This is a genomic window from Nitrosospira briensis C-128 (assembly GCF_000619905.2).
Classification (GTDB): Bacteria; Pseudomonadota; Gammaproteobacteria; order Burkholderiales; family Nitrosomonadaceae; genus Nitrosospira; species Nitrosospira briensis.
Genome location: NZ_CP012371.1, coordinates 2,409,357 through 2,423,459, shown reverse-complemented (window position 1 = coordinate 2,423,459; position 14,103 = coordinate 2,409,357). Strand labels below are relative to the sequence as shown.

The 14,103-nt window shown below is 52.8% G+C and carries 11 protein-coding genes and 1 riboswitch; of the genes, 6 read left to right on the top strand and 5 right to left on the bottom strand.

Annotation, left to right across the window (positions count from 1 at the left end):
• Positions 1–163: 163 nt before the first annotated feature.
• Positions 164–658: a hypothetical protein gene (locus F822_RS10875; RefSeq protein WP_025041912.1), complete on the top strand. Its 495-nt coding sequence runs from the start codon at positions 164–166 to the stop codon at positions 656–658.
• Positions 659–833: 175 nt separating this feature from the next.
• Here the strand turns inward: F822_RS10875 and hpnA are convergent, their stop codons facing one another.
• The 4 genes from hpnA to F822_RS10855 form a co-directional block, all read right to left on the bottom strand.
• Positions 834–1,826, bottom strand: a complete 993-nt coding sequence (gene hpnA / locus F822_RS10870) for a hopanoid-associated sugar epimerase (RefSeq protein ID WP_197272815.1) — start codon at positions 1,824–1,826, stop codon at positions 834–836.
• Positions 1,827–2,046: 220 nt separating this feature from the next.
• Positions 2,047–3,693 carry a MutS-related protein gene (locus tag F822_RS10865; RefSeq protein WP_025041914.1) on the bottom strand — a complete coding sequence of 549 codons (1,647 nt, stop codon included), beginning with the start codon at positions 3,691–3,693 and terminating at the stop codon, positions 2,047–2,049.
• A gap of 408 nt (positions 3,694–4,101) precedes the next feature.
• Entirely contained in the window at positions 4,102–5,376 is a 1,275-nt protein-coding gene (locus F822_RS10860; protein ID WP_082204635.1) for a TolC family outer membrane protein, read from the bottom strand.
• A 190-nt stretch (positions 5,377–5,566) separates the two neighbouring features.
• The gene (locus F822_RS10855; RefSeq protein ID WP_407938211.1) at positions 5,567–6,256 is read right to left on the bottom strand and encodes a protein-L-isoaspartate O-methyltransferase family protein; all 690 of its coding nucleotides are present in this window, start codon (positions 6,254–6,256) and stop codon (positions 5,567–5,569) included.
• 39 nt (positions 6,257–6,295) lie between these two features.
• A riboswitch (TPP riboswitch) is annotated at positions 6,296–6,399 on the top strand.
• Positions 6,400–6,432: 33 nt separating this feature from the next.
• Here F822_RS10855 and thiC point away from each other — a divergent pair.
• Both thiC and F822_RS10845 read left to right on the top strand, forming a co-directional pair.
• The gene (thiC, locus tag F822_RS10850) at positions 6,433–8,340 is read left to right on the top strand and encodes a phosphomethylpyrimidine synthase ThiC (protein ID WP_025041917.1); all 1,908 of its coding nucleotides are present in this window, start codon (positions 6,433–6,435) and stop codon (positions 8,338–8,340) included.
• 308 nt (positions 8,341–8,648) lie between these two features.
• On the top strand, positions 8,649–9,473 hold the full coding sequence (locus F822_RS10845) for an undecaprenyl-diphosphate phosphatase (protein ID WP_025041918.1): 825 nt from the start codon (positions 8,649–8,651) through the stop codon (positions 9,471–9,473).
• Between the two features lie 75 nt (positions 9,474–9,548).
• Here F822_RS10845 and F822_RS10840 read toward each other — a convergent pair whose 3' ends face one another.
• Positions 9,549–10,001: a rhodanese-like domain-containing protein gene (locus F822_RS10840; protein ID WP_025041919.1), complete on the bottom strand. Its 453-nt coding sequence runs from the start codon at positions 9,999–10,001 to the stop codon at positions 9,549–9,551.
• Positions 10,002–10,260: 259 nt separating this feature from the next.
• Here F822_RS10840 and glnA point away from each other — a divergent pair, with 259 nt between their 5' ends.
• From glnA to F822_RS10825, 3 genes are all read left to right on the top strand, one after another.
• Positions 10,261–11,670: a type I glutamate--ammonia ligase gene (gene glnA / locus F822_RS10835; RefSeq protein WP_025041920.1), complete on the top strand. Its 1,410-nt coding sequence runs from the start codon at positions 10,261–10,263 to the stop codon at positions 11,668–11,670.
• 75 nt (positions 11,671–11,745) lie between these two features.
• Positions 11,746–12,408: a tetratricopeptide repeat protein gene (locus F822_RS10830; protein ID WP_025041921.1), complete on the top strand. Its 663-nt coding sequence runs from the start codon at positions 11,746–11,748 to the stop codon at positions 12,406–12,408.
• 397 nt (positions 12,409–12,805) lie between these two features.
• Positions 12,806–14,062 (top strand): putative Na+/H+ antiporter, encoded by a 1,257-nt coding sequence (locus F822_RS10825; protein ID WP_025041922.1) that lies wholly within the window; start codon positions 12,806–12,808, stop codon positions 14,060–14,062.
• The last annotated feature ends 41 nt before the right edge of the window (positions 14,063–14,103 follow it).

Genomic DNA, 14,103 nt, shown 5'->3' with positions numbered 1-14,103 from the left:
GGTCAGTTTGCGGCCATTTTCGCCGCTTGCTCGGCGTCCATAGACCAAGCTATGGACTTCTCTCAACCGGCAAAACTGTCTCGCAACCTGCCTCGCCATCATCTCGCGTCCTAAATGAATTATCTGGGTTAACGACTTATTTCAATTATCGAGGAGAATCAAGATGAATAAGTTCATATCTACCATTCTGTTTGGATCTGCCTTTGCTTTTACTTTCGCTATTGCCTTACCTGCCGGAGCCCATACCGAGGAATATTTCGATTCCAAGGAGTCGGCTCATGGCGGACAAACGCGCATGGCCGGACCGTATCATCTGGAGCTTGTCGCCAGGGATAAGGAAATCGTACTCTATGTAATGGATCATGCCGACCGTAATCTCAGCACCGAGGGCGGTACAGGCAAGGCAACCGTTCAAACCGGCAAGGCCAAAAACAAGATCTCGATCAAGCTGGAACCGGCAGGTAATAATTTGCTTAAAGGAACGGGAGACTTCGTCGTTTCACCAGAATCGGTGGTGACCGTATTTGTTGAGCTACCGGAACAAGAGGTAACCGCCGCCCGCTTCACCCCGCTCAAGTTCAAAAATAAAACTATCACGAAAACCCACAATGGCAAACCTGTCGCAGATGGGCAAGGCACCAGCGCCAGCGCATTTTGAACTTACCCTTACAACTGCAGAGTGCTGCTCATGGATGGCGGCATCTCTGCAAATAACCAGGGTTCGTCGGCTATCGAAGCCATGAGTGTTTTGGATCGGAAGATAATGATTATGCATTATTCGGCCGGTTTGCACCGTGGAACTCACTGCGTAAGCTTGCAGCGCCCGAAAAAATCTACCCGCAATAGCCATTGGCCAGAAACCAGTTCATCGCATCTTCAAGCGCTTCCGTCGCTGGCCGGTACTGGTAACCCAATTCACGTATGGCCTTGTCGCTGGAGTAAAACATCTTTTGTTTGGCCATACGCACGCTGTCCACTGTCACGCGCGGCTCAACATTCGTGACCATTGCCATTTTTTCCATTAACCAGGCAGCGGGGAGAATCAACTTGACGGGAAGGCTGACCCGCTTTTTCCGCTTACCGCTGATCTTGTCTATTGCTTGCAATATCTGCAGCAATGTCATGTTTTCGCCCCCAAGGATATAACGCTCTCCTGGTTTTCCATGTGCATAGGCCAGCAGGTGGCCCCGGGCAATGTCATCGGAATGCGCGACGTTCAAACCGGTATTCACATAGGCTGGCATACGGCCGCGCAAGGTGTCAACGACTATACGCCCCGTCGGCGTGGGTCTTATGTCGCGCGGCCCCATCGGCGTAGACGGATTCACTATCAGCAAATGCAGCTTATGCTCATCGGTCATCCGCTGGACTACCTGTTCCGCCATGAACTTGGATCGCTTGTAGTGCCCATTCATGGCCAGGAGACTCGAGGGTGTGTCTTCGTTTGCAGGGACGCCGTCCTGAGTCGTTCCCAGCGTCGCCACGCTGCTGGTATATACCATGCGTCTCATTCCCGCTTCGGCGGCAGCCAGGATCAGCGCCTGAGTCCCCTTTACGTTGATGTCATACATGGTTTCAGGATTCGGCACCCAGAGCCGGTAATCGGCGGCAACATGAAATAAATTATCGCAACCCGCGACCGCACGTTTCAGTGATGGAGCAGAGCGCAGATCTCCTTCCGAGATCTCAACAGGTAGTTGATAAAGATTTCTGCGGTCACTCCCCGGCCTGACCAGGCACCGCACCTCGTGACCTGCGTTAAGCAAACAACGTGCGACCGCCGAACCGACGAATCCATTCGCACCTGTAACCAATGACTTCAGCATGGCTGACCCCCGGTCAGCTCGTTGGACTCAAAATTTATAAGCGACGTTCGAAACTGCATTGTTGCGGTACTCCACAGCTTTTACACCCCAGGCCGATTTTCAGACCGGACGATTGAGGGTGTAATTCAATAATAGATAACGCAACGAAATGAAAAGATCAAAGCACATTCACCTATCTGCATCAACACATCCAATACAAAAACAGTCCTTTGCCTTGCGCTCACACACGCCGTGTCGTAAGGTATTTCTCCACGTCTTCCTTGCTGAAGCCCAGGGCAGCGGCCACACGGTCGGCATGGCTTACCGTGGACACACCTGGAATTAAACGATAGGTGGGCCCTTCAGGAAGAAACTCGCCCTGAAGGTAACGGCCCATTCCCCTTTCCTGCAGGCGCTCGCATAACTCGTGGTTATGCGTAACAAGCAGTGTGCTTGCTCCAAGCTTGTAAAAGCCTGCGAGGACATACTCGGAAAGCTCCATTTTCTCTTCGAACGTCGTCCCCTCCGACAGCTCATCAAGCACGACGAGGCTGCCAGGCGTAGCGCTGAAGAAAATCTCGCGCGTTCGTTTCAGTTCATGGCCAAAGCGTCCTATACCCTCGTCCAGATGTCCCGGATCCGGCACCTGATAAAAAATACGTTCCGCCAGAACCAGTTGCGCCGCGGTGGCGGGAATGTAACAACCGATCTGCCCCAGTAGCTGAATCTGAACCACTGTTTTACAGTAAGCGGTCTTGCCACCGCTATTTGGCCCCGTGATCACCAGTAGCCGCCCGGTATCGTCCAGTAAAATGTCGTTTGGCACATAGTCGGGATTCGCTTTGGCAAGCAACGGGTTCCTGGCTTGGACAACACTCAGGAAATGGCGCTCGCGGTCCAATATCTCCGGCAGCACCATCTTGCCGCCAAATGTGAGTGAATAACGGCGAAATGACAAAAGCTCATCGATCATTCCCAGCGTATCCAGCAGTCGCGCCAACTCGGGGCTGTTCTTGAATAGCTTGCGCAGCGGATATATAACTGAATCGCGGTCGGACGCGGCAATGGCAATCAGGAGGACCGGCAGCACCGGTACCGCCAGCATGAGTATTCCGTAACCCAGGTAAGAAATGCCGAAGCCGGCCAGCAAGCCCTGAAAGAAATAAAGCGCTGCGCCTATCGCACCCAACGCCCCGAACATCGGAAGGGGTTTAATCATCGATGGTCTAAAGCGCGGGATTGGCAGATAACGTGGTTTTTCGTCCCTGGTCTTGAGCTTCCCGTCCACGGAATAGACCGGTCCGCGCATCAGGGAATAAGTACGCGTGTTTCCAAAATCGCGAATCGCGTCGAATAAGCCCTGCAGATACGCGCTCTTCGGCTGTGGCAGGGTTTGCATTGCCTCGACCATATCGATGACAAAAGCGGTACCATCGACGAATTGATGATAACCGTAACCGCTGAATTCCATTTCATCTTTACCGGCTCTGGAATTAGCGATGGCGAGCCCGCCGGTAAACGTACCGTAGAGCAATTGATGAAGACATTGCTCTCCCCCTGCCATAGTTTCCACGAAGTTCTGCAAAGCTTTGTAAAGACCGGGATCCGATTCCAGTTCGCGCAACGCCTCATGTTTTTCCCGTGTCACTTCGGCATCGGTCCCTGGCTGGGCAAGGGACCGATAAAGCACCGATTGCCCGGCATGAGTGACGGCATGGTTAAGCGAATCAAATAATTGGTCCGTTTCGATTGCGCTAAAAGTTTTTGCGTCCAGCACGCCTTTGACGGCTTCCGTGGGGCGGGCGTCTCGAATGCCCGACGGCCTGTCGCCAGTCGAAAGAATAGACGGCTGACCCCGGTATGTATCAGATACGGCTGGCTCATTCATGGTTGGCCTCGGTAGCCATCAAGCTACGTATATTCGATTTGAAGATACAACGGCACGGCAACAGGCGTCGTGGAAGATCACGCCTGTTTTCGCTTGAATTAGGCCGATATGCCCAGGTAAATAAATGGTCGACGATATGTTACGGAGAATTCGAGCTGGAGTTTTCCTGCGTTCGTTGCTGCGAGCTTACTCGATAAGGCATGGTACTGCGATGGCCTCAACCGCAAATGCAGTTCCTGGCGGAAAGCACATTCAGGCACCCGAACAATACAATGTAATGGCCATTAATGCGTCAAAACGACTCGCAACTTCTCCTTTTGAGAAAATCTAACACTCAACCACTTGCGCGTCAACGCAGGGAGGGAGCTCGTAGTCAAAAAACCTTATTTAAAAAGAGGTTTGAAGAGGTTATTGCACCAATGCCTGGTTTACCTCCCTCAAGTCATCCTCGTCCAACTCTCCTGCCTCGGCCTCCAATCTCAATCTTGACATGAGAAAGTTATTTCGCGCCTGGGCGAGATCCCGGCGGGCCGAATAATATAGCTGCTGAGCATTTAATACGTCCACCTCCGTTCTAACGCCGACCTCCTGCCCGAGCTTGGTTGAATCCAGCTGGCTCTTGCTTGATAGCAGCGCCTGTTTCAGCGCTTTTACCTGGGCGATACCGTTGGTAACATTCAGATACTGCTGGCTCACCTGCAGCACACTGTTGCGCCGGGTATTGTTCAGTTCCTGGAACACCCTTTCCTGGATAGCCAGGGCTTCGCGCACCTGCGATTGCACCGCGAAACCCTGAAATATGGGAAAGCTGACCTGAATCCCTATTTCTTTTGAGGTCAGGTTAATTGGCCGACCGGTAATTGTACCGCCGACGCCTTTCTGGTCGCTGTATATGGCGACCAGGTCCAGCGTGGGATAATGCCCTGCCTTGGCTCGTTCCACGTCCTGTTTTGCGATTTCGTATACCGATTGCTGTACTTTCAGGGCGAGGTTATTCTGTTCAGCCACGGTAATCCAATCCTGCATGTTCGCGTACTTCAGGTTGAGCAACTCGTAGGCAGTGTCTTTCGGGCGTACGAGTTCATCGGGCATATGCCCAATGATCTGTTGCAGAGTGCGTTGCGCCACTTCCAGCTGATTTTTGGCGGCGATTTCCTGAGATGTGGTCAGATCGAAACGGGCCTGGGCCTCGTAAGTGTCAACGATAGTCGTCGTGCCCACCTCAAAGTTGCGCTTGGCCTGCTCCAATTGCTCCGAGATTGCCTTTTTTTGAGCCTCCGCGACCTCCAGGTTTACTTGCGCGGTGAGGATATCCAAATACGCCTGGGCTACCCGGAGTATCAGATCCTGTGCTGCAATGATGAACTGTGAGTCCGCCTGAGCAACCTGAAGCTTGGATTGTTCATAGATTACGAAATTTTCCTTGCGATAAATGGGCTGGGTTGCCGTGATCGTCACACTCTGGTTATCGATGATCACTTCAGACGGCCTGACCGCTCCGACAGCCGCAGCCGTAGTGGTACTTCCGATATCTATGAATTGCCTCCGCTTCACGAACGCAAGTGAGAGGGTGGGAAGGAGTCCGGCCCGACCCTGCGGCAACCTTTCCTGCGCCGCCATATGAGCAGCACGCGCCGCGCTATATAGCGCGTCCTCTTCCAGCGCTTGACGATAGATTTCCATCAGATCGGCTGCGTGGAGTGGAGTATGTAAAGCTGCTCCTGCAATCAATAACGCACAAATATATTGCGGAATTTTCACTTTGATTCCAGATTGTCTAACTCTTGGACGAAAAAAGAGCTATCGACCGATTGGATGCGGTTGAGCTAGATCAGCCGGGCGGACTTGTAATTCATGGAATTGGGCCGTAAGATCAAAATGTAAATCTCTCGGGCTGCATCGCGTTCTTGAGCGGGGAAATACAGGTTTCAAACAGGCCAACTGTATTATATACGCCTGCATTTTCCTTTTGGGCCACGCAAGTGACAAGCACGGCTTGCATGACAGGTGCGTCGCCTACCACCGCGAACAGACGTCCACCGGTTTTGAGGCTTTTTTGGAAAGCCTCCGGTAGAACCGGCGTCGACCCCGTCAGCACGATCACATCGTAAAGCCCATGCTGAGGCCAGCCACGGGCAGCATCTCCATGCTCCAGGATTACATCGGTGATTCCGTGCGCCCGGAGATTTTTTTCCGCCATGGCTTTCAGTTCCGGCACGATTTCCACGCTGTAAACAGACCCGCCTTTGGCTGCCAGCAATGCAGTCAGATACCCGCTGCCGCTGCCCACCTCCAAAATCCTGTCGGTTTTTTTTACCTGCAATTCCTGCAAGATCCGCGCTTCCATCTTTGGGGCAAGCATGACTTCACCGTATCCAAGCGGAATTTCCATGTCCACAAATGCAAGAGAACGGTAAGCCGCAGGGACAAATTCCTCGCGCCGCAGCTCGAATAATAATTTAAGAACTTCCTGGTCCAGCACTTCCCATGTACGAATTTGCTGTTCTATCATGTTAAAACGGTTTTGCTCAAGATCCATGTCCAGCCTTATATAAAATATCATCCCAGACTTGCAATTATTCCACATTTCCATTAGCTTCACAGCAGCAGCTAGGGGTCCTTTCCGGAAACGCCGGAAACTGGTGAGACAGTCCCTTACTACCTGACACGGATAATGCCGCCGTAGGGAAGCTGGGATGTAACTAATCCCGCTTCTTTACCGCGCTAAAGGAGCGTATTATGAATGCAACCGTTTTAAATGCAGCACAAATCCCTTTGCCCTTTTCGAGCAAAACAGCCCATGTGGACGAGGGGGCGGTCAAGCCTCTGCCTGAATCCCGAAAAATTTATGTACATGGCTCCCGTCCTGATATTCAGGTACCCATGCGGGAAATCAGCCAATCCGATACGCCTGCCAGCATGGGTGCGGAACAAAACCCGGCAATTTACGTTTACGACACTTCTGGCCCGTACACGGATCCGGCGATAAAGATCGACATCCGTTCCGGCTTGGCTCCCTTACGTGAAAAATGGATAGATGAGCGGGGCGACACGGAAATTCTCTCCGGCCCTGCTTCCGCTTACGGCAGACAGCGCCTGTCCGACCCAAAGCTCGCTGAAATGCGCTTTGACTTGAAGCGCCAGCCCCGCAGTGCCAAGGCCGGGGCGAATGTCACGCAAATGCATTATGCGCGTCAAGGCATCATTACGCCGGAAATGGAGTATGTAGCCATACGTGAGAATCAACGTTGCGAGCACCTGAGCAATCAACATCGGGAATTACTCACACGCCAGCATCCCGGGCAGGATTTTGGTGCCTTCCTGCCCCAGCATATCACACCGGAATTCGTACGCGATGAAGTGGCCAGAGGTCGCGCCATCATTCCTGCCAACATCAACCATTCCGAATCCGAACCGATGATCATCGGCCGCAATTTTCTGGTGAAAATCAATGCGAACATCGGTAACTCGGCACTGGGTTCGAGCATCCAGGAAGAAGTCGAGAAAATGACCTGGGCTATCCGCTGGGGCGGAGATACGGTAATGGATCTTTCCACCGGAAAAAATATTCACGAAACTCGTGAGTGGATAATCCGCAACAGCCCCGTTCCCATCGGCACCGTGCCAATTTACCAGGCCCTGGAAAAAGTCGATGGCAAAGCCGAGGACCTCACCTGGGAAATTTTCCGCGATACGCTGATCGAACAGGCTGAGCAGGGCGTGGACTATTTCACCATCCATGCCGGCGTGCTGCTCGCCTATGTTCCAATGACGGCAAAACGGCTGACCGGCATCGTTTCGCGCGGCGGTTCCATCATGGCCAAGTGGTGTCTCGCGCATCACAGGGAAAGTTTTCTGTATACCCGCTTCGAAGAAATCTGCGAAATCATGAAAGCATATGATGTGAGCTTTTCCCTGGGAGACGGCCTGCGCCCCGGTTCGATTCATGATGCCAACGATGAAGCCCAGTTCGCGGAACTGAAAACCCTCGGCGAATTAACGCAGGTCGCTTGGAAGCATGACGTGCAGGTGATGATCGAAGGTCCGGGCCATGTTCCCATGCACCTGATCAAGGAAAACATGGATATGCAGCTGAAATACTGCGCCGAGGCTCCGTTCTATACGTTGGGGCCGCTCACTACCGACATCGCGCCTGGCTACGATCATATTACATCCGCCATCGGCGCTGCAATGATCGGCTGGTATGGTACGGCAATGCTGTGTTATGTTACGCCGAAGGAACACCTTGGCCTGCCGGATAAGGATGATGTAAAAGATGGCATAATCACTTATAAAATTGCCGCTCACGCGGCAGACCTGGCGAAGGGCCATCCCGGTGCGCAGATTCGCGATAATGCGCTTTCGAAAGCCCGCTTCGAGTTTCGCTGGAATGATCAGTTCAATCTTGGCCTCGATCCCGACAAGGCAAGACAGTTCCATGATGAAACCCTGCCGCAGGAAGGCGCCAAACTTGCCCACTTTTGCTCGATGTGCGGCCCCCACTTCTGCTCGATGAAGATAACTCAGGATGTGCGCGACTATGCCGCACAGAAAGGTGTTGACGAAAATGAAGCCTTGAAAAAAGGCATGGAAGAAAAAGCGGTCGAATTTGTAGCAAAGGGGACGGAGATTTATAACAAGCTGTAATGGTGATGGCGCATTGCGCTCATCCTGCCATAGAGCCGACCGTTAAATAGGAAGCACTCATCTCTCCCGGGAAACGGGAATCGAAAAGTCTTCTCTAAATTATTCGCCGATCGGCTCTATGGCAACTTCAAGAAGTATTTTCAAGCCTGAAGCAGCCTTCGATGCGATAATACCGAAAAAAATAATCAGCCGGATAATCGCAACCCATATGCCGCCATTGGAAAAACCCGTTGCCTGGTAACACCTTGACTTACCCGCTTCCGCTCGTGCTTATCCGGCGCTTAATTCGTTTGGCCGGATAATCGCATATGGACTGGTTTCTGTTCCTCAAGGCCCTGATCCTCGGCATTATCGAAGGCCTGACCGAATTTCTCCCGATTTCCTCTACCGGCCATCTCATCCTGGCGGCTGATCTGCTCGACTTCAATGACGACAAGGGAAAGGTATTCACGATTGTCATTCAACTGGGCGCCATTCTGGCGGTATGCTGGGAATACCGCGTCAAGATTCGTAGCGTAGTTGCGGATGTGGGCTCGCGTCAGGATGCAAACCGCTTCGTGCTCAATCTTTTCATCGCGTTTCTGCCCGCCGCGATTCTGGGTTTATTGTTCATTAAAACCATCAAGCAATATCTGTTTCATCCAGTACCCGTGGCAATGGCATTTATAATCGGCGGAATTCTAATTCTGTGGGCCGAGCGCAGGCAACACGTGGTGGAAGTTGAACGGGTGGAAGATATGGACTGGAAACACGCGCTGAAAGTTGGATTAATGCAATGCCTGGCCTTGATACCGGGTACCTCGCGCTCAGGTGCAACGATTATTGGCGGACTCTTTTTCGGCTTATCGCGCAAGGCCGCCACCGAGTTCTCTTTTTTCCTGGCAATACCCGTGATGTTCGCGGCCACCTTCTACGATATTTTCAAAAATCGCGATATTCTCCATTTCGATGATATCGGCGTATTTTTTATCGGCTTCGTGGCCTCCTTCATCAGCGCATTATTAGCCGTACGGGGATTATTGCGCTTTATCAGTCACCATGATTTCACCGTATTTGCATGGTATCGCATCGGATTCGGGATCATTGTGCTGATCACGGCTTATTCGGGAATGGTCAAATGGTCCGCGGCTTGAACTGAAGCCCGTCGACTTCCCGAATTCGGACGCGGAGAATTCTGATCCAGCGCTCCTGGTTTCCCGTCCGTCGGCTCAGCCTTGTATCCAAGGTAACCCTGCTGCTTTCCACCCCCCTTTGGTACCACGATGGCCGGTTGCGTCTTTCTCGCCTTCAAAACCTTCGAGAATATTGTAGCAATTTGCATAGCCCGATTCGGTGGCGGTAGCCGCAGCCTGATGTGAACGGCCTCCGCTGCGGCAGATGAACATCACCAGCGATTCCTTGTCCACCTGGCTGGAAAGATAATCGAGGAAGCTGGAGTTGGGCCGCATCCCGGGATAGGATTGCCACTCGATTTCGACCGCACCCGGTATTCTCCCTACCCAATCCCATTCGGCTCTGGAACGCACGTCCACCAATTTTGCGCCGGGCGCTTCCTGCAGCAGATCAAGCGCTTCACTGGGCAACAGCGCCCCTTCGTACGGCAAATCCATTTCCCTGGCACGTTGTTGCGCCCTCTCCAGTATTGCAGCGATGGTTTCCATATGGTTTTCCAGAATAACGGATTAAAATGCAATGGTAATCCATTTTCAAGCGGGTGTTTGCCTAAAAACTTTATGTACCGGATAGGCTTCATAGCGAGCGCCACGGCAGCGCCCGCGATTCCCCGGCATCTTTTCCAAAGATGTCGGGTCCCAGGCATGTTCGGCTCGACATCTTGAAAAAATGGAAACGCTCCTGCTGATATAATGTTACCTTTATACTTATGCCCTTCAATTCAAGGCAGTCTTCATGGAGAGAAATATGGCGGTACCCGATGTTCTGAAAATGATCCAGGACAATGAAGTCAGGTTCGTTGATTTAAGATTTACGGATACCCGCGGTAAAGAACACCATGTAACGCTTCCCGCCCATGCCATCGATGCGGACAAGCTGGAGGATGGTCACGCGTTCGATGGTTCCTCCATTGCCGGCTGGAAAGGTATTCATGCCTCCGACATGCTGCTGGTACCTGATCCCGAAACGGCGAAAATGGACCCGTTCATGGACGAGGCGACGATGTTCATGACCTGTGATGTGGTGGAGCCTTCCGACGGCAAGGGCTATGACCGCGACCCCCGCTCGCTGGCGAAACGCGGCGAAGCTTACCTTAAATCGACCGGCATCGGCGACATCGCCTATTTCGGACCGGAGCCTGAATTCTTCATCTTTGACTCCGTTATCTGGCACGCCGATATGTCCGGCTGCTCGGTAAAGATCGAATCCGAGGAAGCAGCCTGGAGCTCGGCAGTAAAATACGAAGGGGGCAATACCGGGCACCGCCCCGGTATAAAAGGGGGATATTTTCCCGTTCCTCCGGTTGATTCCTTGCACGATATTCGTTCCGCCATGTGTCTTGCACTGGAAGAACTGGGTATCGAAGTCGAAGTACATCATCATGAAGTCGCGACTGCCGGACAGTGTGAAATAGGTACCAAGTACAGCAGCCTGGTGAAGCGCGCCGACTGGACCCAGGTATTCAAATATGTCGTGCACAATATCGCGCACTCTTACGGAAAAACGGCGACTTTCATGCCGAAACCCATCGTCGGCGACAATGGTTCGGGCATGCATGTGCACCAGTCGATCTGGAAAGCCGGACAAAATCTATTTTCCGGAAATGGTTACGCGGGCCTCTCGGAAATGGCGTTGTATTATATAGGCGGCATTATCAGGCATGCCAAGGCCCTGAACGCCATTACCAATCCGGGTACCAATTCCTACAAGCGCCTGGTTCCCGGTTTCGAAGCACCGATCAACCTTGCTTATTCGGTAAGCAACCGTTCCGCGGCAGTGCGTATTCCCTACGCCAACAGTCCCAAGGGAAGGCGCGTCGAAGTGCGTTTTCCCGATCCGACGGCTAACCCTTATCTTGCTTTCACTGCATTGATGATGGCTGGGCTGGACGGTATCCAGAACAAGCTTCATCCAGGTGACCCCATGGACAAGAATCTTTATGACCTTCCACCCGAGGAAGCCGCCAGGATTCCCAACCCTTGCGCCTCGCTGGATGAGGCACTGGATAGCCTGGATAAGGATCGCAACTTTCTTACCCGGGGCGGCGTGTTTTCGAATGATATGATAGATGGCTACATCGAACTCAAGATGGAAGAAGTGACGCGGTTTCGCATGACCACCCATCCGGTCGAGTTTGATATGTATTACAGCTTATGAGGATGAAGCCCGTTCGCCCCTGATTCCACAACCGCTGAACCAGCCTGGATGGTACCTGACAGGACATAATAATCGATGAACATCCTTATTGTTACGTTACTCGCCGCACCCATGCTCATGCTTGCCGGATGCGGCGAGAAAGCGCCGGCGACCGTCGCCAAAACGGAAGCGCAGACCCGGTTGCCGGATGAATTCACATCGGAAGCACAAATTCCGAGCATCCTGGAAAATGAGCTGACCCCGGAAGAAAAATCGGCGATATTAAAGGAAATCATGCCGGGGGGCTCGGAGAATGAAGCGACGCCGGAAGAAAAATTCCTGCAATTAAAGAAAGATGCCGAGGCTGGCGATGCCAAAGCCCAAAACGGACTGGGCGTCATGTACTACACCGGGGAAGCCATATCCAAGGATTCATCCGGTAAAATCCTGAGCAATGACCCTGTTACGGCTGCTGCCTGGTTTCATCGATCCGCTGCGCAGGGATATGCGGATGCCCAGTTCAACCTCGGGCTGATGTACGCAAATGGTGAAGGTGTCGCCAAAGACCCGGTCAAAGCGGTAGAGTTATTTCAAAAGTCGGCTGAGCAGGGCAATGTCGATGCCGAAAATAACCTCGGGGTGATGTATTTCGCCGGCGAAGGAATAGCCAGGGATACCGATAAAGCCAAGGAATGGTTCACGAAAGCCGCCGCCCAGGGAAATGCTGATGCAAAGGCCAACCTTGATGCAATGAAATAAAACGAATTGAACCTAAATTCGGTAGTTGGACGGGGTGAAGTGTACGGTTTTTGGGGTGCAGGGCAAGGCGCAATGACGCGGAATACGACCGCGCAGGGCAGAGCAGTGCCTTCCGCAGGAAGGTGCGACCCCGAAGCGGGATGCGGGCGCCTCCTTGCGTGTGGAACGCGATCGCGGCATCCCCTGCGCTGCCCGATCCCCGCTGCGCGGGGCCCCTCGGGCGACGCTTCGGGGCGCCGTTCCATTCCAAGAAGTTGCAACGCAGCCATGTGCCGCAAAAACTGTGCAATTCTCCCCGTAGCGCCCTCATCCGGAAGGTGAGCGTCAAATAATATGAAATATTGTTATTAATCATGACACTGATCTATTAAATGAGCGGTCAACTACCGAATTTAGGTTGAACCCCGCCTCCATCGAGATCATTGGCGCACTGCTGTTTGGCGTCGCGCTGATCCACACCTTCTCGACCAAATATTTCGAGCAATTAGCGCATAGTCACCCCACCCACGCAGGCATCTGGCATTTTCTCGGCGAGGTCGAGGTTGTTTTCGGCTTTTGGGCCATGATCCTCGTCATCATGATGTTTGTGACGGACGGCAAGCAGGCCGCCATCGCTTACCTCGATCGACAGAGCTTTACCGAGCCCATGTTCGTGTTTGCCATCATGGTCATCGCGGGCACTCGCCCGATCCTGCAGTTCGCCATGCTCAACGTAAAAACGCTCGCGCGGCTCATTCCCTGGCCGGAGGGCAGCGCGTTCTACTTCATCACATTATCGTTTGTTCCTCTGCTGGGCTCATTTATCACGGAACCGGGGGCCATGACGTTAGCCGGACTGATTCTGCTTGAGCGTTATTATTCCAGGGGGATTTCCACCCGGCTCAAGTATGTCACGCTCGGTGTGCTGTTCGTCAACATTTCCATCGGTGGAACAATGACATCCTTTGCCGCACCACCGGTTCTCATGGTGGCAGGCAAATGGGGATGGGACACCGCCTTCATGTTTACTACATTTGGCTGGAAGGCCGCGATCGGCGTGCTGGTGAATGCCTTGGCCGTCACTTTTCTGTTTCGACATGAATTATCGGGATTGAAAAATGAAGCGCGCGCCACACATGCCAAGGTCCCATTACCCGTGGTACTTGTGCATATCGTATTTCTGGCAGGCGTGGTAGTGTTTGCGCATCACCCTGTCGTCTTCATGGGGTTGCTGCTCTTCTTTCTGGGCTTTGCGAGTGCCTATGAGCGCTATCAAGACCGGCTGATTCTGCGCGAAGGATTGCTGGTCGCTTTTTTTCTTGCCGGGCTGGTTGTCCTTGGAGGACAACAGAAGTGGTGGCTGCAGCCCTTGCTGTCCGACATGGACAACACTGTGCTTTTTTTTGGCGCCACCCTCCTTACCGCAATCACCGATAATGCAGCGCTCACTTATCTGGGTTCTCTCCTGGAAGGCACGAGCGCAGAGTTCCGATATTCGCTCGTTGCCGGCGCCGTTACCGGCGGAGGGCTTACAGTCATTGCCAATGCACCGAACCCGGCAGGCTTCTCCATATTGAAAGGTTCGTTCAGAGATGGAGCAATACATCCTTTAGGCTTGCTGGCAGCCGCGCTTCCGCCCACGATCGTCGCCATTCTTGCGTTTCGCCTGCTTTAAACCGGATAATCGATATTACCGTCGGGTTCGTCGCACTATAA